Here is a 20,105-nt window from a genome sequence, read left to right as displayed (position 1 = left end):
ACCGACGGCGAACCTCACGCGGAAACCCCGTACGACCACCCATAACCAACACCTCAATCAATCAGGTGTTGCAACGACCCCCTGAACCCAAGGGGCGCAGAAGTCCGCATGGGGAACAATCAGCGACTGAGTGCGGCTAGACAGCCTCGAGAACGCTGACGTAGTTGGCCACACCCACCCCGCCCATGTTCTGCACCAGGGCACGGCGGGCGCCGGGCAGCTGCATATCGCCGGCGGTGCCGGTGAGCTGCATGGCCGAGACCACGTGCTGCGACACCCCGGTGGCACCCACCGGATGCCCTTGGCGCGCGTGCCCAGGGCCAGCGCCAGCCGTTCGCCCAGCGTAGTGACCACGGACCTGACGCCCGGTACACCCAGCTCCACGCGAAAGCGGCCCAACGGCCACCTCCGGGAGTGGAGGCAGCCGCTGGGCCGCATTCGCGGATCCGGGTCAGGCGGGACGCACCGCGGTGAGGTCGCGGACCGCGGCGTATTGGGCGCGCACCTGCGGGGTGGCAGTGGCGCGGTAGGTGTCGCCGTCGGAGAGCGCCCAGGCCGGCGGCCGGTCGCCGCCAAGCAGCGCCCAGGCGGCCTGCCGGGCAGCGCCGTCGGCGACGTACTCGCCCTGGCTGGGCACCGTGACGTCGAGGCCGAGCACGGCTGGCGCGATGCGGCGCACGGCCTCGGACTGGGCGCCGCCGCCGATCAGGAACACCCGGTGTACGGGTACGCCCTGGTCGCGCAGCGCGTCGAGGCAGTCCGCCATGGCACAGAGCATGCCCTCCACCGCGGCGCGGGCGAAGTGCGCCGGGGTGGTGTTCACGCTCCGCAGCCCGTGCACGGCGCCGGTGGAATTAGGCCGGTTCGGGGTGCGCTCGCCCTCGAGATACGGGATCAGCACGAGGCCGTCCGACCCGGCCGGCGCCGAGAGGGCCAGACTGCTGAGCCCGGCGTGATCGACGCCGAGCATGCGGGCGGCGGCGTCTAGCACCTGGGCGGCGTTCAGGGTGCAGGCCAGCGGCAGGAAGGCGCCGGTGGCGTCGGCAAACCCGGTGACCAGGCCGCTGGCATCCGTGGTGGGGGTGGCGGAGATCGCCGAGACCACGCCGGAGGTGCCGATCGAGATCGCCACGTCGCCCTCGGACAGGCCGAGGCCCAGCGCCGCCGCGGCGTTGTCGCCGGCGCCGGCACCAAGCACGATGCCGCCAGGGGTCTGGCCGGCGATGGCGCCGGGCTCGATCACCGTCGGCAGCAGCGCGTCGTGGCCGAGCCCGAGTTTCAGGAGGTCGCGCCGGTAGTCCTCGCTCAGCGGTGACCAATAGCCGGTGCCGGAGGCATCCGATCGGTCGGTGGTGAGGCTGGCCAGCCCCGCTGCCCCCGACCCGGCGCCGTTTCCGGCCAGCCGCCAGGTGAGCCAGTCGTGCGGCAGGGCCACCGCGGCCACCCGCCCCGCGTTCACGGGCTCGGCATCGCGCAGCCAGCGCAGCTTGGTAACGGTGAGCGACGCAACCGGAACGGAGCCGATGATGCTCGCCCAGGCCGCCGCCCCGGCCACGGAGTCGCCGTCGCCGAGTTCGTTGATCAGGTCGAGGGCGGCCTGGGCCGACCGGGTGTCGTTCCAGAGCAGGGCGTCCCGCACCACGGCTCCGGTGGAATCCAGCGCCACCATGCCGTGCTGCTGTCCGCCGACGGCCAGAGCGGACACATCGGCCAAACCGCCGGCGTCGGTGATCGCCACCTGCAGGGCGTGCCACCACCGATCCGGATGGATCGAGGTGCCGTCGGGATGCGAGGCGCGGCCGGTGCGCACGAGGGCGCCGGTCTTGGCGTCGCGGATGACGATCTTGCAGGACTGGGTGGAGGAATCCACACCCGCAACGAGCGTCATCGGGTGCCGAGATTCTCGGCGACCGGTGCGGCGTAGGCGTCGGTGTCGTGGCCGAGCAGGATTTCCAGCGTGCGCCGGGCGCCCACGCCGTGCAGCAGGTCCATCGCCCGGTCGTACTCGCTCACGAAGATCTCATTGTCGATGAGGCTGCCGAACAGGTCGCGGTCGCGCAGGAAGGAATGCTTGTCGGCAGGGTAGCCGGCCGCGTTCGCCATCACCCGCTCGGTGATGCGATCGCAGACCTCGATCGGTTCGCCCTGCTCGTCGACGCCCTCGGCGTACCGTGCCCAGCTGGCCACGATCGCGGCGGACAGTTCGACGTGGCCGCCGGTGGCCAGCTGGTCGTTGACGACCGGCAGCAGCCACTTCGGGATGCGGTCTGACGACTCGTTGCAAAGCCGGGCCACGGTGTCGCGCACGCTCGGGTTGGAGAACCGTTCGATCAGCTCGGCCTTGTAGGCCTCAAGGTCGATCCCGGGTACCGGCTTGAGCGTGGGGGTGCCCTCGCGGTTCATGTAGGCCAGCAGGAACTCCGCAATCAGCGGGTCGCCGGCGGCCTCGTGCACCAGCCGGTAGCCCATCAAGTGCGCGAAATAGCACAGGCCCTGGTGGCTGGCGTTGAGCAGGCGCAGCTTCATCAGTTCGTAGGGTTCCACGTCGGCGACGAGCTGGGTGCGGCTCTCCTCCAACGGCGGGCGTCCGTCGGTGAAGGTGTCCTGCAGCACCCACTGGAAGAACGGCTCGCAGACCACGGGCCATTCGTCCGTGACCCCGAAAGTGTCGGCGACGAGGGCGCGGTCGGCGTCGGTGGTGCCGGGGGTGATCCGGTCGACCATGCAGTTCGGGAACGCCACCTCGGTGTCGATCCAGGCGGCCAGCTTCGGGTCCTTGGCGTTGGCGAACGCGACGAAGGTGCGATGGGCGACCTCGCCGTTGTTCTGCAGGTTGTCGCAGGACATCACCGTGAACGGGGTGATGCCGCGGTCCCGGCGGCGGCGCAGGGCCTCCACGGTGATGCCGAACGCGGTGGCCGGCACGCTGCCCGGAAGCAGGTCGGCGGCGACGTCGGGGTTGGCCAGGTCGAACGCGCCGGTGACGGGGTGGATGTTGTAGCCGCCCTCGGTGACGGTGAGGGAGACGATGCGCACGGCGGGGCTGGCCATCCGTTCAATAACGGCCTCGACGTCGTCTGGCGCGAACATGTAGTCGATGATGGAGCCGATCACCCGCCCCTCGAGGTGGCCGTCGGCGTGCTTCTCGACCAGTGTGTAGAGGCCGTCCTGGGCATGCATGACGTCCCGCATGTGGGCGTCGGTGGGGAGGACGCCGACGCCACAGATGGCCCATTCGCGGGCGAGCCCCTGGTTGAGCAGGTCGTCGATCATGAGCGCCTGGTGGGCCCGGTGGAAGCCGCCGACGCCGAAGTGCATGATGCCGGCGGTGAGTCCGGTGCGGTCGTAGGCCGGCACGGTGACCGTGGCGGAGAGGGCGGTCAGGTTCTGGGGGCGCAGGGCGATGGTTGTGCGTGAGTCGGTCATTGTCTTGTCCTTGCTCGGTGTCGCAAAAGTTGCTGTCGCAGTAAGCGGTGGGGTGGATGCGTAGGCGCTAGCGGGTGGCGAGGTCCACCTCCGGTTCCCGGATGGCGCCGGTCGGCGGCACACCGTCGAAGCCGGGTTGGGTGCCGCGGAGCACGGCGGACATTCCGGCTGCGACGAGGTACAGGGCGGAGAACAGCACGACGAGGCCGAAGGCGCCGAGGCTGCTGTAGAGCACGGCCACGAGCAGCGGGCCGGCGAAGACGGCGGCGCCGATGCCGAGGTTGTACGAGCTCATCGCGGCGCCCGGCTGCTGGGGAGCGAGGGACACGGCGATGGCCGACAGCGGCACGAAGCCGGCCAGTCCGATGCCGAACACGGCGCCGACGAGCAGGGTGAGGGCGTAGGCGAACGGCCAGCCCTGGCTGATCGCGAAGTCGGGCACGACGTAGAGACCAAGCATCGAGATCGCGCAGAGCACGGCGCCGTACCAGGTCACGGTGCGGCTCCAGCCGTTCCGGTCCCCGAGCCAGCCGAAGAACAGGTTGAACGGGATGTTCACCGCGTAAATGACCGTGGTGAGAATGAGGAACTGGCCGATGCTCCAGTGGAACCTGTCGACGAAGAGGGCGGGGAAGAAGATCGCCATGCCGTAGGTGGGAATGGAGTTGATCATGCGGGTGAGCATGACCATCAGCACCTTGGGCTTGGTGGCAAGCAGTTTGAGGCCATAGGTGAGGACGGTGAAGACCTCGTCGGAATTGGTCACCAGGGGAGCGCGGCCGATTTTCTCCTTCACGCCGATCAGAGCGACGGCTGCGCCCAGCGCCGCCAGGCCAAGTGAAACCCACAGGGTCTGGAACATCGACAGGTGAAAGATGTCCAGGGTGCTGGTGGCGACCAGGGCGCCGAGGGTGGGCAGGCCGGCGGTGAAGGCCACGTAGAACCAGCCGATGGAGCTGGCGAGGCGCTTGGGGTTGGCGGTGGCGGTGATCCAGACCAGGAAGCCGTAGGCGAAGAACGGGTAGCCGAAGCCCCGCAGGCCGTAGGTGATGAAGATCAGCACCACGTTGCTGGAGTTGAGCGCCAGGATAAGGAACGCGAGCTCGAAGAAGATCCAGATGCCCGCGCCGATCATCATCACCCGCCGCGGCCCCCAGAGGTCGGAGAGGGCGGCGGAGAAGAAGGCCGCGATAGCCACGGCGACGCCATAGACGGTAACGAGCAGGCCGACCAGGGGGATGGAGAAGCCGTGTTCGCCGGTGAGGAAGGGGGAGAGGATGTTCGTCTCGACCCCGTCGCCGATCATGAAGAGCGCCAGTCCGACGAACCCCCAGATCAGCGGGCGGGGTAATCCGAGCCGATCGAGGATGCCCTCGCGGGCGGTCCTCTTCGATCCGGTGGGCTGGGTCAGCGTTGCCAGTGATGCCATTATTCGCGTCCTTACGATGGGCCATCAGAAATCAATTCGGTAAAACTAACACAGCATTTACCAGAATTACCATTTCTTGTGATAAATCTGACAAAAGAATCGGATTGGATCTATCATGGTGAACATGGAAAGTGAGATGTCCGACGAGCGCGATGTGGCGCCTGCTCCCCGCGACGGCCTGACCGCAGCGGCGCGCCGCGGTGAACTCGTGCGGTACATCGAGACCCACTCCGTCGCCAGGGCAGAGGAGCTCGCGGAGGCGTTCGCGGTGAGCGCCATGACCATCCACCGCGACCTCGACGTGCTCTCCCGCGAGGGTCTGATCGAGCGCATCCGCGGCGGCGCTCGTGCCCTGCCGCACGCCTTCATTGAGCGGGACGTGCGGCTGCGGCGGGCCACGAAGGTCAACGAGAAATTGGCCCTGGCGCGTGCCGCGGCCGCACTGATCCGAGCCGGCGACATGGTGGCCATCGACGACTCCACCACTGCGGCCGCCATGCTGCCGGTTCTGGCCGCCCGGGCGCCGTCGACCGTGATCACCCACTCGCTCGCGCTGATGCACGACCTCACCCAGGCGCATCCCGAGATCAAGCTGCTCGGACTCGGCGGCCAGTACTTCCCGGAAACCGACTCGTTCCTCGGCACCGTCGTGATCGAACAGATCAAGCGCATTTCGGCCGATGTCGTCTTCATTTCCACCACCTCGGTGAAGAACGACGCCCTGTTCCACCCCGACGCCGAGGCGGCCCGCACGAAGCAGGCGCTGATCGAGATGGCCGACCGCAAGGTGCTGTTGGTGGACGGGTCGAAGTTCGGCGCGAAGGGCCTGCACCACGTTGTGGACCTCGAGGTGTTCGACGACATCCTGGTGAGCGCCGACCTCCCGGCCGAACACCGCGCTCAGCTCGACCGGCTCGACGTTGCCGTGCAGTACGTGCCCACCCCCGAACCCTGACCCGACCCTCCAGTCGACCCCCCGCCGCTGATCGAGCTCGTCGCCGCCCGGTGGCTCGGGCCCGTTCGATCCGGTGTTGCAGCGTGTCGCCGACCCGGCCAAGCGGCTGCTGGCCACGACGACGGCGGCGGATGTGGTGGTGCTGCACGGCGACATCCACCACGGCAACGTGCTCGACTTCGGCGACCGATGGGCGGCGATCGACCCGAAGGCCCTGCTCGGCCACCGCACGTTCGGCTTCGCCAACATCCACTGCAACCCCACCGAGGCCGGCGCGCTCGGCAACCTCATGGCGCGCCTGGAGACCATCGGCCGGCTGGCGCGGCTCGCCCCGGAAGTGCTCGCGGAGTGGACCATCGCCTGGTGCGGCATGTCCCTCACCTGGGCGCGGGTCGACACTTCACCGACCTGGCACGCCCGCACCGCCAGGCGGGTGGCGGAGCGATTGATCGGAGCCTGAGTGCTCGCCGCAAATCGAGTGGAACATCCAGCATCGAAGCGTAGTGTCGGAGATACGCAGTGCGACACTGGAGGTTGCTTGTCATGTCCCGAATCTGGCTGAAGTGGATGCCCGCTGTCGCGGTTCCCGCCGTCATCGCAGTGGGGGTCCTCGCGGTTCCGCTGCAGGCCGGTGCAACCGTCGACCTGCCGGACAAGTCCCCGCAGGACGTGCTCGAACTCGCCGCCGGCAGCACCGTGGACACCTTTTCCGGCACGCTCGAGCAGACCTCCGACCTCGGACTGCCCGAGATCCCCAGCACCGGGGATGCCGCCGCCGCCGAGTTCTCCGACGCCCTCGACCTGCTCACCGGCAGCCATACCGTGCGGGTCTATCAGAACGGCGCCGACCAGAGCCGGGTGCAGGTGCAGGACACCATGTCTGAACGCAATCTGATCCAGAACGGCTCCGACCTCTGGCTCTACGACTCCGCCGACAACACCGCCGCACACACCACCCTGCCCGCGGCCGGCGAGCAGTCCGCCGAGAAGCCCGGAGAGACCTACACGCCGAGCGACCTGGCCGAGAAGTTCCTCGCCGACGTGTCGCCGAGCACCGAGGTGACCCTGGCCGAGAACACCCAGGTGGCGGGCCGCACCGCGTACGAGCTCGTGCTGACCCCGAACACCGACGACACCCTGGTGGGATCGGTGTCGATCGCGGTCGACTCCGAAACCGGGCTGCCGCTGCGGGTGCAGGTTGACGCGCGGAACGCCGACGAGCCCGCGATCAGCGTGGCCTTCACCACGCTCAGCCTCGACGCCCCGCCCGCCGACCTCTTTGCCTTCACCCCGCCGGCCGGCGCCACCGTCACCGAGGAGACCCTGCCCACCAAGGACGACGCCGGCCACCCCGAGGGAGAGGCTAGCGGCGTCACCGTCACCGGCGCCGGCTGGGACGCCGTCGTGGTTATCCCGGCCGGCGAGGATGCTGCGGCCCTGGCTGAACTCACCGCCTCACCCTTGTACAGCCAGCTCACCGACGCCGTTGACGGCGGCCGGGCCCTGAGCACCACACTCGTCTCGGTGCTGATCGCCGACGACGGCCGGGTCTTTGCCGGTTCCGTTCCCGTTCAGCGGCTGCAGGCCGCCGCAGCCCAGGAGTGACACCGGCGACCCGGGCCGGCGAGCTGGCCATCGAGACCCGGGCTCTCACCAAGCGGTTCGGCCACCAGATCGCCGTCGACGCCATCGACCTTGCCGTGCCGCTGGGCTCGGTGTTCGGCTTTCTCGGCCCGAACGGGTCGGGCAAGACCACCAGCATCCGGGTGATGCTCGGTCTCGCCGCAGCCACCAGCGGCGAGGTGAGTGTGCTCGGCGAGTCGATGCCGGGCCGGCTTGCCCGGGTGCTGCCACAGGTGGGCGCCCTGGTGGAGGGCCCCGCGTTCTACCCGTTCCTCTCCGGTGCCGCCAACCTGCGGCGCCTCGACTCCGCCGACCGCGCCGCGCCCACCCGCAACCGAAGAGCACGGGTGGACCGCGCTCTTGAGCGGGTGGGCCTGTCGAACGCGGCGGGCAAGAAGGTGTCGGCGTATTCGCTGGGCATGAAGCAGCGCCTGGGCATCGCGAACGCCCTGCTGATGCCGCGCCGCCTGCTCGTGTTGGACGAACCGACCAACGGGCTCGACCCGCAGGGCACCCGCGAGGTGCGCGCCCTGGTGCGGTCTCTGGCCGGCGAGGGCACCACGGTCTTCGTCTCCAGCCACCTGCTCGCCGAGGTGGAGCACATGTGCACGCACGCGGCCATCATGAGCGCCGGGCGTCTGGTGGCCCAGGGCACTCTCGACGAGCTGCGCGCCGGTGAAGCCAGGGTGCGGGTGCGTACCCCGGATGCCGCGGCCGCCATCCGCGTGCTGGCCGGCGCCGGCCTGGTGGCCGAGCTGGAGCCCGCACCGGACGGCCGTGGCGCCGACAGGTCCTCGGACGCCGACCACTGGGTGAGCGCCCCCATCGAGTTGCCCCGCCGCGGACGAGCTGCCCCTGCAGAGCAGGGCAGCTCGTCCGCAGGTGGGCAACTCGCGGAGGAGGACATCGTCGACGCCCTCGTCGCCGGCGGGGTGCGGGTGCGCGGGTTTCACGTGCAGGACACCAGCCTCGAGGACCGCTTCGTGGCACTCACCGGAGAGGGGTTCGACGTTGTCCGATAAGACGTTTTCCGACAGCGTGTCCGCATCCGTCGCGATGGCGCCGGCCGAGACGGCCCGGCCCGGCGGAGCCTGGGCGCTGCTGGTCTCCGAACTCACCGTGCTCTTCCGTCGCCGTCGCACCTGGGCGCTGCTTCTCGCGCTCGCCGCTGTGCCGGTGCTCATCGCCGTCGCCGTGCGGCTCTCCTCACAGGCTCCGACCACCGGCCGTGGCCCGCCGTTCCTCGACCAGGTCACCCAGAACGGCCTGTTCGTTGCCGTGACCGGCCTCATCGTGTCGATCCCCCTGTTCCTGCCGCTCACTGTGGGCGTCGTCGCGGGGGACACCATCGCCGGCGAGGCCGGACTGGGCACCCTGCGCTACCTGCTCGCGGCCCCGGCCGGACGGGTCTGGCTGCTCGTGGTGAAGTACATCGGCGCCGCAGTGTTCTGCCTCGCGGCCACGTTCACCGTCGTCACCGCCGGGGTGCTCGCCGGGCTGGCGCTCTTCCCGGTGGGTCCGCTGACCCTGCTCTCCGGTGACACCATCAGCCTGGCCGAATCATTCCTGCGCGCCGTGCTCATCGCCGGGTACGTGACCGTCTCGCTCCTCGGCCTCTCCGCCATCGGACTGTTCTTCTCCACCCTCACCGTGGTGCCCGTCGGGGCGATGGCCGCCACCATCGTGCTCTCGGTGGTGGCGCAGGTGCTCGACTCGCTGCCGCAATTGGACTGGCTGCATCCGTGGCTGTTCAGCCACTACTGGCTCGACTTCGCCGACCTGCTGCGGCAACCGATCGACTTCACCTCCTTCGGCACCAACGCCCTGCTGCAGGGCGGCTATCTGCTGGTTTTCGGGGCGCTCGCCTACGGCCGATTCGTCACCAAGGACATTCTGAGCTGAAGCCCCCTGCGGGTCGCTCAGCACTGCCCGCCGCCGGTCTCACCGAGCCGCTTTCTATGCAGTTGGTATGAGAGTGCCAGAACGGGCCCGTATCGGAGGTTCCTTGCAGAACGGGAGCCTACGGTAATATTCTGCCCTCACTTGGGGGGTGAATCCGGAGGCATCTGTTTTGGCAATCGAAAGTACCCCACCCGTCGTAAGACCGAGCAGCCCGCCGCGGGTTCGCCTGGTGGATGTCGCCGGTCGGGCCGACACGTCGTGCGCTCCGGCCGACGCGGGCACCATCGTGACGGGCATCGCCCTCTCCACCCAGTCGGTGCAGCCGGGTGACCTGTTCGTGGCCCTGCCGGGCAAGAACGGCCACGGCGCCGCCTACACCGACGGCGCGGTGCAGGCCGGTGCGGTGGCCGTGCTCACCGACGCTGACGGTGAGGCAGAGGCCCGTGCCGCCGGCGTTCCCGTTCTGGTGAGCGACGACCTGCGCGGTCGGCTGGGCGAGCTCAGCGCCTTCATCTACGGCACCGCCGACAGCGCCCCCACGATCTTCGGCATCACCGGAACCAACGGCAAGACCACGACCGCCTACGTGCTCGAAGCCGTGCTGCGCCAGATGGGCCTGGTCACCGGCCTGTCCACGACGGCCGAACGCCATATCGCCGGCGAGGTCTTCGTCTCGCGGCTCACCACGCCGGAGGCCACCGATGTGCACGCGCTGCTGGCCCGCATGAAGGAGCAGCACGTCGAGGCCGTGGTGCTCGAGGTGAGCGCCCAGGGCCTCACCCATGGCAGGGTCGACGGCATCGTCTTCGACGTCGCCGGCTTCACCAACCTCTCGATCGACCACCTCGACGACTACGGCACCATGGAGAACTACTTCGACGCCAAAGAGCTCCTGTTCCGGCCGGACCGCTCCCGCACCGGTGTCGTGAGCATGGAGACCCCCTGGGGCCTCAAGCTGCTGTCCGAGCCAAAGATCCCAGTGTCGTCGATCTCGGCGGATGCCGCGACAGACCCGGACTGGCGCCTGGAGATCCTCGAGGCGTTGCCGGAGGCGACCCGCTTCCGGGTGCAGAACCGGGCAGGCGAGTCCGTCGAAACGACGGTCGCGCTGCTGGGCGACCATCTGGTGGCCGACGCCGGGCTTGCCGTGGCGATGATCGTCGAGGCCGGCTATCCCGCCGCCCGGATCCAGGCCGCGCTGCAGGACGGCATCGAGGTGTACATCCCCGGGCGCACCGAGAGCGTGTCCGGCCCGACCGGGCCGCGCGTGTACGTGGACTTCGGCCACAGCTCCGACGCATTCGAGAAGACCCTGCGGGCGGTCAAGGCCGTCACGCCCGGCCGCGTCATCATGCTCTTCGGCGCCGACGGCGACCGGGACCCGGTCAAGCGCCCCGAAATGGCGCGCGTCGCGGCCGCCGGCTCCGACATCGTGGTCATCACCGACCATCACCCCCGCTTCGAAGACCCGGCCAGCATCCGACGGATGCTCGTTGACGCCGCCAGGGAGGCCTTCCCCAGCAAGCAGATCGTGGAGGTCTCCCCGCCGGAGGCCGCGATCGACTACGCGGTCGACCTGGCCAGGGAGGGCGACGCCATCCTCTGGGCCGGACCCGGCCACCAGGACTACCGAGACATCCGGGGCGTGCGCACGCCGTATTCGGCGCGCGCCCTGGCACGGGAAGCCCTCGCCAGGCACGGCTGGCCGGTGCCCAGTACGTCTTAGTCCCACCTTCCCTCCCGCGAGCTGTGACTTAAGCACCCAAATCTCGAGGTTTTAGGTGCTTAGGTCACGGCTCGCGTGGAGGTGAGGGAGGGCGCGCACGCCCTCGGTCCAGGTGGCGACGCACAGCGGCACGCCCGGCCGGTAGGCCAGATGAGCCACCGACGGGGCGTCGAGCACCTGCAGGTCGGCGCGGCCGCCGACCCGCAGTGAACCCACGGCATCCGGCCCGTGTTCACGGCCGACCGCCCGCGCCGCGCCGCGGGTGGCCGCCCAGACCGCCTCGCGCACGGTCAGGCCCATTTGCAGGACTGCCGTTGCCACGCAGAACGGCATCGACGTGGTGTACGAGGTTCCGGGGTTGCAGTTGCTGGCCAGCGCGATGTGCGCACCGGCGTCGAGCAGCCGGCGGGCGGGCGGGAACGGCTCCCGGGTGGACAGGTCGCAGGCCGGCAGCAGGGTGGCCACGGTGCCGGAGCCGGCGAGGGCGTCGATGTCGGCGTCGGCGAGGTGGTTGCAGTGGTCGACGCTGGCACAGCCCAGCTCCACAGCGAGGCGCACACCGCCGCCGGCGCCGAGCTGGTTGCCGTGCAGGCGCAGGCCGAGCCCGGCGGCCCGGCCGGCGAGCAGCACCTCCCGGCATTCGTCTACATCGAACGCCCCGGTCTCGCAGAAGGCGTCGATGAAGTCGACGTGTGGGGCCACGGCCTGAAGCATCGGGCCGGTCACCAGGTCGAGGTAGTCGCGCCGGTCGATGCCCGGTGGCACCAGGTGGGCTCCGAGGAAGGTGACCACGTCGGCGACCTCGGCCGCCGCCCGGGCGCTGCGGAGTTCGCTGGCCAGGTCGAGGCCGTAGCCGGTCTTCGTCTCCAGGAACGTGGTGCCCTGGGACTCGGCCTCACGGCGGAGGCGGCGGGCGGAGGCGACGAGGTCGGCCTCGCTCGCGGCCCGGGTGGCGGCCATCGTGGTGGCTATGCCGCCGGCGGCATATCTCTGCCCGGCCATGCGAGCCTCGAACTCGGCGGCCCGGTCGCCGGCGAAGACCAGGTGGGTGTGGGTGTCGACCCAGCCGGGCAGCACCGCTCGACCATTCACATCCACGGTGCTGTCGGCGGCGGGCGCCTCGGCGGCCGGCCCGATCCAGGCGATGCGGCCGTTTTCGATCACGAGCGCGGCATCCAACAGCCTGTCGTCGTCGTGGCTGGACTCGGCGGCCTGGGTGGTGAGCTCGGCGATCCCGGTCATCAGTTCGGCGGTCATCGTGGGGCCTTCCGGTGGGGGAGAACGGTGGGTGCAGTCGGGATGGGCGGGGCGCGGTCAGACCCGACTGTTCCCGTTCCGGACAATTGTGGCCGGTGTGCCGGCAACGATTGTCCGCACGGGGAACAGTAGACCCGGGTGGGCGCGGTCATGCGGGGCTCGGGGGGTCGGGGGAGATGCCGGTGTCGAGCGTGTCGAGCGTGTCGAGCGCGTTGCGGAGGAGCACCGCGGGCGAGCCCGGGGGGGCGAGGGCCGCCGCGGGGGTGTGCACGAGCCGGCCGGCGTCGGCCACGACGCGGCCGGCCACGACCACCCGGCGCACGTCACCCGCCGTGGCGGCGAGCACCAGCTGGTCGGTCCGGGCGCCGACGGTGCGGATGCTGTGCGCATCGACCTCGACGAGGTCGGCCGGGTCGCCCGGTGCCAGGCGGGCCCGGCCGAGTCCGAGCGCGGCGTAGCCGTCGGTGCCGGCGGCCTGCAGCAGTGCCGCCGCGGTGAACCGGCCGCGGGAGCCTGAGGCCAGGCGTTCGCCCATCTCCAGGCCGCGCATCTCCAGGAACGGGTCTATGACGGCGTTTTGGTCGGAGCCCAGGGCGATCGGGGAGCCGGCGGCGGCCAGTTCGCGGGCCCGGCCGATGCCGTCGCCGAGGTCGGCCTCGGTGCTGGGGCACATCACCACGGTGACGCCGTGGGCGCCGAGCAGGCGCAGGTCGTCGTCGCCGAGGTGGGTGGCGTGCACGACGCTCAGCCGTGGGGTGAGCGCGCCGAGGCCATCGAGCAGTCCGGTCGGCGTGGTTTGGTAGGCGGCCAGGCAGTCGGCGTTCTCCCGGTGCTGTTCGGAGAGGTGGATGTGCAGCGGCACCTCGGGGGGCAGCCCGGCGAGGATTTCGCTCATGGCATCGCGGGGCACCGCCCGCACCGAGTGCAGCGCGGCACCGAGGGTGACCAGCGCCGGTTCGGCCGGCCGGGCGGCAGCATCCGCTGCGAGCGAATCGCGCAGGGACGTCCACCTTGCCAGCCAGCCGGTGGCCGAGCCATCGCTGAAGCCGCGCTGCTCGGGTCGCAACGGGGTGTTGAGTCCGCCGGCCAGGTAGCTGGTGTCCAGCAGCACCAGGCGGATGCCCACCTCGCGGGCGGCCGTCGCCAGCGCACGCTCCATGGCGTGCGCCTGCGGGTACGGCGTGCCATCGGGCTGGTGGTGCAGGTAGTGGAATTCGCCGACGGCGGTGTAGCCGCTGACCAGCATCTCGGCGAAGACGGCCCGGGCCAGGTGCAGGTAGCGCTCAGGGGTGAGGATATGCGCCGCGGCGTACATAGACTCCCGCCAGCGCCAGAAGTCGCCGCCCTGGTCGTGGGTACGGCCGCGGAGGGCCCGGTGAAAGGCATGCGAGTGGGCGTTGGCGAGGCCGGGCAGCACGGTGCCGAGGCGGATATCGCCAGGCTCGGCCGGAACGGCGTCGGCGCGGTCGGCGATGCGGCCGTCGGCGCCCACGGTGACGCGCACACCGAGGACGGCGACGCCGTCGACCAGGAGGGACTGGCACCAGTAGGTGACCGGAGGTTGCAGCGGTGTGCCCGCCGGGGCCGTGGTCACAACAGCTCCCGCAGCAGGGTGTCGAGGGCCTCGACGCCGGCGAGACAGTCGGCCAGGGTGGCGAACTCCTCGGGGGAGTGTGAGATGCCGGTGGGGTTGCGCACGAAGACCATCGCGGTGGGCACCCGGGCGGCGAGAACGCCGGCGTCGTGGCCGGCGCCCGTAGCCAGGGCGGGGACGCCGCCGAGCGCGAGGGCCAGGCGGGCGGCGAGCTCGGGATCGAAGGTGACGGTGCCGGTCCAGGACTCCTCGACGACGGTGCCGGTGCAGCCGGAGTGCGCGGCCTGCAGTTGGGCGGAGACGTCGGCGACCACCGCGCGGGCCTGGTCGTCGGTGTCCGCGCGGGCGTCCAGCCAGGCGGTGACGGAGGACGGGATCACGTTGGTGCCGCCGGGAACGGCCTCGATGCGGCCAACTGTGGCGCGGGCTCCAGGGCTGGCCAGCGCCGCCTGTTGCACCGCGACGATGGCGTGCGCCGCGGCGACCATGGGATCACGGCGGCCGGTCATCGGGGTGGCGCCGGCATGGTTGCCCTGACCGGAGAAACTCAGCCGCCAGCGGCCGTGCGCGAGGATCGACGAGGCCACGGCGAGGGGCTCACCGAGGTCGATCAGACCCCGACCCTGCTCCACATGCAATTCGAGGAATATGCCGATGCGGTCGAGGGCGGCCTGGTCGCGGCCGAGGTGGGCGGGGTTGAGCCCGGCCGTCGCGGCGGCATCGGCGAGGGTGATGCCGGCCCGATCGGTGAGGCCGCGGGCCACGTCGGCGTCGATGCCGCCGGAGAGCAGCCGGGAACCCAGGCAGGCCACCCCGAATCTGGAGCCCTCCTCTTCGGCGAAGACCAGCACGGCGCACGGCCGGGTGGGAGCGAACCCGGCGGCCTGCAACCGGGCGACGGCCTCGAGGGCGGACACCACGCCGAGCGGGCCGTCGTAGGCGCCGCCGCCGGGTACGGAGTCGAGGTGGCTGCCGACGACCACGGCGTTCGGGCCCGACTTGCCCCACCAGGCCCAGGTGTTGCCGTTGCGGTCCACTTCGACGTCGAGCCCGAGACGCTGGGCGCGTTCACTGAACCAGGCGCGCAGCTCGTGCTCAGCCGGCTCCCAGAGGAGCCGGGAGTAGCCGCCAGCACGCAGGTCCCGGCCGGTGCCGGCGATCTCGTCGAGGCCGGCCAGCAGGCCGTGCGCGACGGTGTCAGGCATCCGAAGACCCGGTGGGGGCAGCCGTGGCGGTCGTATCGTCCGGGGCTGCCTCATCAGCCTCCCACATGGGCACCCGCAGGCCGCGTTCGCGGGCCACCTCTTCGGCGCGCTCGTAGCCGGCGTCGACGTGCCGCATGACACCGGTGCCCGGGTCGTTGGTGAGCACCCGTTCGATCTTCTCGGCGGCCAGCGGGGTGCCGTCGGCCACGATCACCTGGCCGGCGTGGATGCTGCGGCCGATGCCGACCCCGCCGCCGTGGTGGATCGAGACCCAGGTGGCGCCCGACGCGGTGTTCAGCAGGGCGTTCAGCAGCGGCCAGTCCGCGATCGCGTCGGAGCCGTCCTTCATGGCCTCGGTCTCGCGGTACGGCGAGGCGACCGAGCCGGAATCGAGGTGATCGCGGCCGATCACGATCGGGGCGGAGAGTTCGCCGGAGGCGACCATCTGATTGAACTTGAGGCCGGCGAGGTGGCGTTCCTGGTAGCCGAGCCAGCAGATGCGGGCGGGCAGGCCCTCGAAACGCACCTTCTCGCCGGCGGCGGTGATCCAGCGGCGCAGGTGCTCGTCGTGCGGAAACAGCTCGACGATGGCCTTGTCGGTGGCCGCGATGTCAGCCGGGTCGCCGGAAAGCGCCGCCCAGCGGAACGGGCCCTTGCCTTCGGCGAAGAGCGGCCGGATGTAGGCGGGGACGAAGCCGGGGAACTCGAACGCGCGGGCGCAGCCGCCGAGCAGCGCCTCGGCGCGGATGGAGTTGCCGTAGTCAAAGACCTCGGCGCCGGCATCCTGAAAATCGACCATGGCCTGCACCTGTTTGGCCATCGCGGCGCGGGCCCGGTCGGTGAACTCCTCCGGCTTCGCGGCCGCGTAGGCGTGCCAGTCGGCGACCGAGACGCCCTCGGGCAGGTAGGCCAGCGGGTCATGCGCGGAGGTCTGGTCGGTGACGATGTCGATGGGCACCTGGCGGGCGAACAATTCGGCGAAGACCGTTGCGGCGTTGCCGACCAGGCCCACCGACAGCGGCCGGCGTTCGGTTTTGGCCGCCAGGACCCGGGAGATGGCGTCGTCGATGTCGTCGGTCATCTCATCGAGGTACCCGCGCTCCACCCGGCGGGCCAGTCGGGACGGGTCGACGTCGACGATGAGCACGACGCCCTCGTTGAGGGTGACCGCCATCGGCTGGGCGCCACCCATGCCGCCGGCACCGCCGGTGAGGGTGAGGGTGCCGGCCAGGGTGCCGTCGAACCTCTTCGCGGCCACGGCGGCGAAGGTCTCGTAGGTGCCCTGCAGGATGCCCTGGGTGCCGATGTAGATCCAGGATCCGGCGGTCATCTGGCCGTACATGGTGAGGCCCAGGGCCTCGAGCTTGCGGAACTCCGGCCAGGTTGCCCAGTCGCCGACGAGGTTGGAGTTGGCGATCAGCACCCGGGGCGCCCACTCGTGGGTGCGGAACACGCCCACCGGCTTGCCGGACTGCACGAGCAGGGTCTCGTCCTTCTCCAGCGTGGTGAGGGTGCGCACGATGGCGTCATAGGCTGCCCAGTTGCGGGCGGCCTTGCCGGTGCCGCCGTAGACCACGAGCTTCTCCGGGTGCTCGGCGACCTCGGGGTCGAGGTTGTTCATCAGCATCCGCAGCGGGCCCTCGGTCTGCCAGCTCTTGGCCGTGAGGGTGCTGCCGCGGGCGGCGCGCACGACGCGCGGGGCGTGCGGGTCGGCGTGCGGCGCATCCGGGGCTGCTGCGGCCGTGTCGGTCAGGTCGGTCATGTGCGGTCTGCTTTCTCGGGAGCTGAGCGTGCTTTTCAGTAGCGGGCTGGTTAGTACCGTGCTGGTCAATACAGGGTGCCGGTGGCGGTCTGGGCGGCGTCGAGGAGGGCGCCGCTCCGCACACACGAGGCGACAGCCTCGATTTCGGGGGAAAGGAACCTGTCGGGGCCGGGGCCGGCGACCTCGCGGCGCACCTCGGCCAGCACGGCACCGGTGGCCGGGCCTGGCAGGAGGGGGGCGCGCAGGTCGAGGGCGCGGCCGGCGGTCATGATCTCGATGCCGAGCACCCGGGCCAGGCCGTCGATGCCGGTGCGCAGCTTGCGGGCGGCGTGCCAGCCCATCGAGACGTGGTCCTCCTGCATGGCCGACGACGGGATCGAGTCGACCGAGGCTGGCACTGCGAGCCGCTTGAGTTCGGTGACGATGCCCGCGGCGGTGTACTGCGCGATCATCAGGCCGGAGTCCACCCCCACGTCGTGCGCGAGGAAGGCCGGCAGACCGTTGTTGCGGGCCGGGTCGAGCATGCGGTCGGTGCGGCGCTCGGACATGCTCGCCACATCCGCGACCGCGATGGCGAGGAAGTCGAGCACGTAGGCGACCGGGGCGCCGTGGAAGTTGCCGTTGGACTCGACGCGGCCGTCGAGAGTGACGACGGGGTTGTCGATCGCGGAGGCCAGTTCGCGGTCGGCGATGCGGCCGGCATGGTCGATGGTGTCGCGGGCGGCGCCGTGCACCTGCGGGGCGCAGCGGAGCGAGTAGGCGTCCTGAACCCGGGTGCACTCTGGAGTCTTGTGGCTGGCGACGAGAGGGGAGTCGGCGAGCAGGTGGCGCAGGTTGGCGGCGGAGGCCTGCTGGCCCAGCTGGGGGCGGAGGCTGGCGAGGTCGGCGGCGAAGACGGCATCCGTGCCGAGCAGGGCCTCGATGCTCATCGCCGCGGCCACGTCGGCCGTGGTCAGCAGGGTGTGCAGGTCATGCAGGGCCAGGCTGAGCTGGCCGAGCATGCCGTCCGTGCCGTTGATGAGGGCCAGGCCTTCCTTCTCGGCCAGGAGCACCGGGGTGAGTCCGGCGGCGGCGAGGGCGTCCCCGGCGGGCAGCTCGGCACCGGTGTGGTCGCGCACCGTGCCCTCGCCCATCAGCGCCAGGGCGCAATGCGCCAGCGGGGCCAAGTCGCCCGAACAGCCGAGTGAGCCGTATTCCCGCACGATCGGGGTGATGCCGGCGTTGAGCAGGCCGGCGTAGGCCTCGGCGGTCGACAGGCGGATGCCGGTGCGCCCGGTGAGCAGGGTGGACAGGCGCAGCAGCATCAGGGCGCGCACGGTCTCCCGTTCCACCTCCGGCCCGGAGCCGGCTGCGTGTGAGCGCACCAGGCTCTGCTGCAGCCGGGTGCGGTTGTCGGCGTCGATGAAGGTGGTGGCGAGGGCGCCGAATCCTGTGGAGATGCCGTAGTGCGGCGCCACATCGGTGGCGAGAACCTCGATCGTGGCCCGACTGGCGGCCACGGCGGCGCGGGCGTCGTCGCCGAGCAGCACCGGGGCGTCGTGGCGGGCGACGGCCACGACATCCGCCACGGAGACCGGGCCGGTGCCCACCGTGATGGGGGCCGGTGCGGTGCTGGTACGGGCTGGGGTGGCGGAGAGGACGGTGTCGACGGGCTGCATGCTCCTATCTGACTCCTGCGCGAGCGCGGCCGCATCGGACTTCGCCGAGTTGGTGTCTCAAATACGAGACAGCCGGAGCGGACCTCGACAGTGCGGATGTCCTGCAGTTTTTCCCAGACGGGCCTAAACGGGCTGATTTGGTCCGAATAACAGGAGTGTGACCACAGGGGCGGGTTAGGGTGGGGCCGAATCGTCGACGCACAGGAGGTACCGGATGCTGACGACCGACCTGATCGCGGACGCGTTCGGCCGCATACAGGGGGCGGTGCACGCCGCCCTCGTCGGCGCCGGCCCCGAGCTGCTGCGGTACCGCGCTGATCGCGAGGCGAACACCATCGCGTGGCTGGTCTGGCACCTCACCCGGGTGCAGGACAACCACGTGGCCGACCTGATGGGCGAGCCCCAGCTGTGGACGTCGGCGGGCTGGCAGAAGCGGTTCAACCTGCCGTTCGCGCCGAACGCGACCGGCTACGGCCAGGGCTCCACCGAGGTGGCCGCCGTGCGGGCCGGCGCGGACCTGCTGCAGGGCTATTTCGACGCGGTGCACGAACGCACCCTGGGCTACCTGGGCACCCTGCACGAGGATGACTTCAGCCGCATCGTCGACACCCGCTGGACCCCGCCGGTGACCCTGGCCGTGCGGCTGGTCAGCGTGATCGCCGACGACCTGCAGCATGCCGGACAGGCCGCGTACGTGCGCGGGCTGGCGCAGCGGGCCGGCCTGCTCTGAGCCGGGACCTGCGCCCGGCTAGGCTCGGTGTCAGCACCTCGACGCAGGGAGAGCGCTTGGCCCACCCGTATCCGCTGTATGTGAACGTGCTGGCGCAGTGCTTCTGCTGCCAGTCGCTGCAGCCGTTCCATTTCACCTCGGCGACCGACCAGGTCGTGTGCGGCCACTGCCTGCGCCACCTCGGGCACGAAAAGGCCGAGCAGCGCGACGCCGACCACATCAGACTGTGGCTGGGGCAGTTCGCCGCGCAGCAAGAGACCCTTCAGGAGCGTGACGCGACGATCGCCGAGCGGGACGCCGAGATTGCGGCGTTGGCCGCCCAGGTCGCCGACCTCACGGGCATCGTGGCCGGCCGCTTCGACCGCGGCCCCGACGCCGGCCTGCGCGGCCTGCTCGAGACCGAGGTGCTCAAGCGCGCCGAGCGCAAGGCCGAGCTCGGCCAGCGCCGAACGGATGTGGCCATGGCCGTGCTCTGGCAGATCGACCAGCTGCACCGGGTGACGCCCGCCGACCCGCAGCGCTGCGGATGCGGCAAGTCGGCCGCCGCCTGCCCCGAGACCCGGGCGCTGGGATCGATTCGCCAGGCGCTGGGCGACTGGGAGAGCAAGAACCGCAAGCTACTCGCCGCCGGGCAGCGGCACGCGCTGCCCGCGGGGCATCCCGACCTCGTCTGACGCGCGCTGCTCATCCAACCTGACTGCACCCGCACCAACAGACAACTGTTCCCGGTGCGGACTTCTGCGCCCCTTGGGTTCAGGGGGTCGTTGCAACACCTGATTGATTGAGGTGTTGGTTATGGGTGGTCGTACGGGGTTTCCGCGTGAGGTTCGCCGTCGGT

At 70.6% G+C, this 20,105-nt stretch carries 16 protein-coding genes and 1 pseudogene; 8 read left to right on the top strand and 9 right to left on the bottom strand.

Features of this window, described 5'->3' with window-relative positions:
• Nucleotides 1-136: 136 nt before the first annotated feature.
• The 4 genes and pseudogenes from E3O42_RS02295 to E3O42_RS02280 form a co-directional block, all read right to left on the bottom strand.
• A pseudogene (locus tag E3O42_RS02295) lies at nucleotides 137-316 on the bottom strand (thiolase C-terminal domain-containing protein); the annotation flags it as partial.
• Nucleotides 317-451: 135 nt separating this feature from the next.
• Complete coding sequence (locus E3O42_RS02290; protein ID WP_134452324.1) at nucleotides 452-1,888, bottom strand: xylulokinase; 1,437 nt, start codon at nucleotides 1,886-1,888, stop codon at nucleotides 452-454.
• Nucleotides 1,885-3,426, bottom strand: coding sequence for a mannitol dehydrogenase family protein (locus E3O42_RS02285; protein WP_134452323.1), 1,542 nt, complete (start codon nucleotides 3,424-3,426; stop codon nucleotides 1,885-1,887). Before E3O42_RS02285 ends, E3O42_RS02290 begins: the two co-directional genes overlap by 4 nt.
• Before the next feature lie 67 nt (nucleotides 3,427-3,493).
• On the bottom strand, nucleotides 3,494-4,855 hold the full coding sequence (locus tag E3O42_RS02280; protein ID WP_134452322.1) for an MFS transporter: 1,362 nt from the start codon (nucleotides 4,853-4,855) through the stop codon (nucleotides 3,494-3,496).
• A 115-nt stretch (nucleotides 4,856-4,970) separates the two neighbouring features.
• On the opposite strand from E3O42_RS02280, the gene E3O42_RS02275 reads away from it, so the two are divergent.
• The 6 genes from E3O42_RS02275 to E3O42_RS02250 all read left to right on the top strand — a co-directional run bounded on the left by E3O42_RS02275 (nucleotide 4,971) and on the right by E3O42_RS02250 (nucleotide 11,061).
• Complete coding sequence (locus E3O42_RS02275) at nucleotides 4,971-5,810, top strand: DeoR/GlpR family DNA-binding transcription regulator (RefSeq protein ID WP_134452321.1); 840 nt, start codon at nucleotides 4,971-4,973, stop codon at nucleotides 5,808-5,810.
• Nucleotides 5,811-5,883: 73 nt separating this feature from the next.
• On the top strand, nucleotides 5,884-6,270 hold the full coding sequence (locus E3O42_RS02270; protein WP_134452320.1) for an aminoglycoside phosphotransferase family protein: 387 nt from the start codon (nucleotides 5,884-5,886) through the stop codon (nucleotides 6,268-6,270).
• Nucleotides 6,271-6,353: 83 nt separating this feature from the next.
• Nucleotides 6,354-7,415: a LolA family protein gene (locus E3O42_RS02265; RefSeq protein WP_174844210.1), complete on the top strand. Its 1,062-nt coding sequence runs from the start codon at nucleotides 6,354-6,356 to the stop codon at nucleotides 7,413-7,415.
• Nucleotides 7,412-8,455, top strand: a complete 1,044-nt coding sequence (locus E3O42_RS02260; protein WP_134452319.1) for an ABC transporter ATP-binding protein — start codon at nucleotides 7,412-7,414, stop codon at nucleotides 8,453-8,455. Before E3O42_RS02265 ends, E3O42_RS02260 begins: the two co-directional genes overlap by 4 nt.
• A 34-nt stretch (nucleotides 8,456-8,489) precedes the next feature.
• A complete protein-coding gene (locus E3O42_RS02255) occupies nucleotides 8,490-9,335 on the top strand; it encodes an ABC transporter permease (RefSeq protein WP_134452327.1) in 846 nt (281 codons plus the stop codon).
• 229 nt (nucleotides 9,336-9,564) lie between these two features.
• Nucleotides 9,565-11,061, top strand: a complete 1,497-nt coding sequence (locus E3O42_RS02250; protein WP_241984577.1) for a Mur ligase family protein — start codon at nucleotides 9,565-9,567, stop codon at nucleotides 11,059-11,061.
• A 51-nt stretch (nucleotides 11,062-11,112) separates the two neighbouring features.
• On the opposite strand, the gene hutI is transcribed toward E3O42_RS02250, so the two are convergent.
• From hutI to hutH, 5 genes are all read right to left on the bottom strand, one after another.
• Nucleotides 11,113-12,318, bottom strand: a complete 1,206-nt coding sequence (hutI, locus tag E3O42_RS02245) for an imidazolonepropionase (RefSeq protein ID WP_134452318.1) — start codon at nucleotides 12,316-12,318, stop codon at nucleotides 11,113-11,115.
• 148 nt (nucleotides 12,319-12,466) lie between these two features.
• Nucleotides 12,467-13,912, bottom strand: a complete 1,446-nt coding sequence (locus E3O42_RS02240) for a formimidoylglutamate deiminase (RefSeq protein WP_241984576.1) — start codon at nucleotides 13,910-13,912, stop codon at nucleotides 12,467-12,469.
• Nucleotides 13,909-15,117: an allantoate amidohydrolase gene (locus E3O42_RS02235; RefSeq protein ID WP_134452317.1), complete on the bottom strand. Its 1,209-nt coding sequence runs from the start codon at nucleotides 15,115-15,117 to the stop codon at nucleotides 13,909-13,911. The genes E3O42_RS02240 and E3O42_RS02235 overlap by 4 nt, the downstream gene beginning before the upstream one ends.
• Nucleotides 15,110-16,879 carry a urocanate hydratase gene (gene hutU / locus E3O42_RS02230; RefSeq protein WP_134452316.1) on the bottom strand — a complete coding sequence of 590 codons (1,770 nt, stop codon included), beginning with the start codon at nucleotides 16,877-16,879 and terminating at the stop codon, nucleotides 15,110-15,112. The genes E3O42_RS02235 and hutU overlap by 8 nt, the downstream gene beginning before the upstream one ends.
• A 65-nt stretch (nucleotides 16,880-16,944) precedes the next feature.
• The gene (hutH, locus tag E3O42_RS02225; RefSeq protein WP_134452315.1) at nucleotides 16,945-18,537 is read right to left on the bottom strand and encodes a histidine ammonia-lyase; all 1,593 of its coding nucleotides are present in this window, start codon (nucleotides 18,535-18,537) and stop codon (nucleotides 16,945-16,947) included.
• 214 nt (nucleotides 18,538-18,751) lie between these two features.
• Here hutH and E3O42_RS02220 point away from each other — a divergent pair, with 214 nt between their 5' ends.
• Together E3O42_RS02220 and E3O42_RS02215 are read left to right on the top strand one after the other, a co-directional pair.
• Nucleotides 18,752-19,267, top strand: a complete 516-nt coding sequence (locus tag E3O42_RS02220; protein ID WP_134452314.1) for a mycothiol transferase — start codon at nucleotides 18,752-18,754, stop codon at nucleotides 19,265-19,267.
• Between the two features lie 56 nt (nucleotides 19,268-19,323).
• On the top strand, nucleotides 19,324-19,941 hold the full coding sequence (locus E3O42_RS02215; protein WP_134452313.1) for a hypothetical protein: 618 nt from the start codon (nucleotides 19,324-19,326) through the stop codon (nucleotides 19,939-19,941).
• Nucleotides 19,942-20,105 lie beyond the last annotated feature (164 nt).

This window comes from Cryobacterium adonitolivorans (assembly GCF_004402695.1).
GTDB classification, from domain to species: Bacteria; Actinomycetota; Actinomycetes; order Actinomycetales; family Microbacteriaceae; genus Cryobacterium; species Cryobacterium adonitolivorans.
Note: the sequence above shows the minus strand (reverse complement) of the source record. Positions and strands in the feature narration are given on the sequence as shown.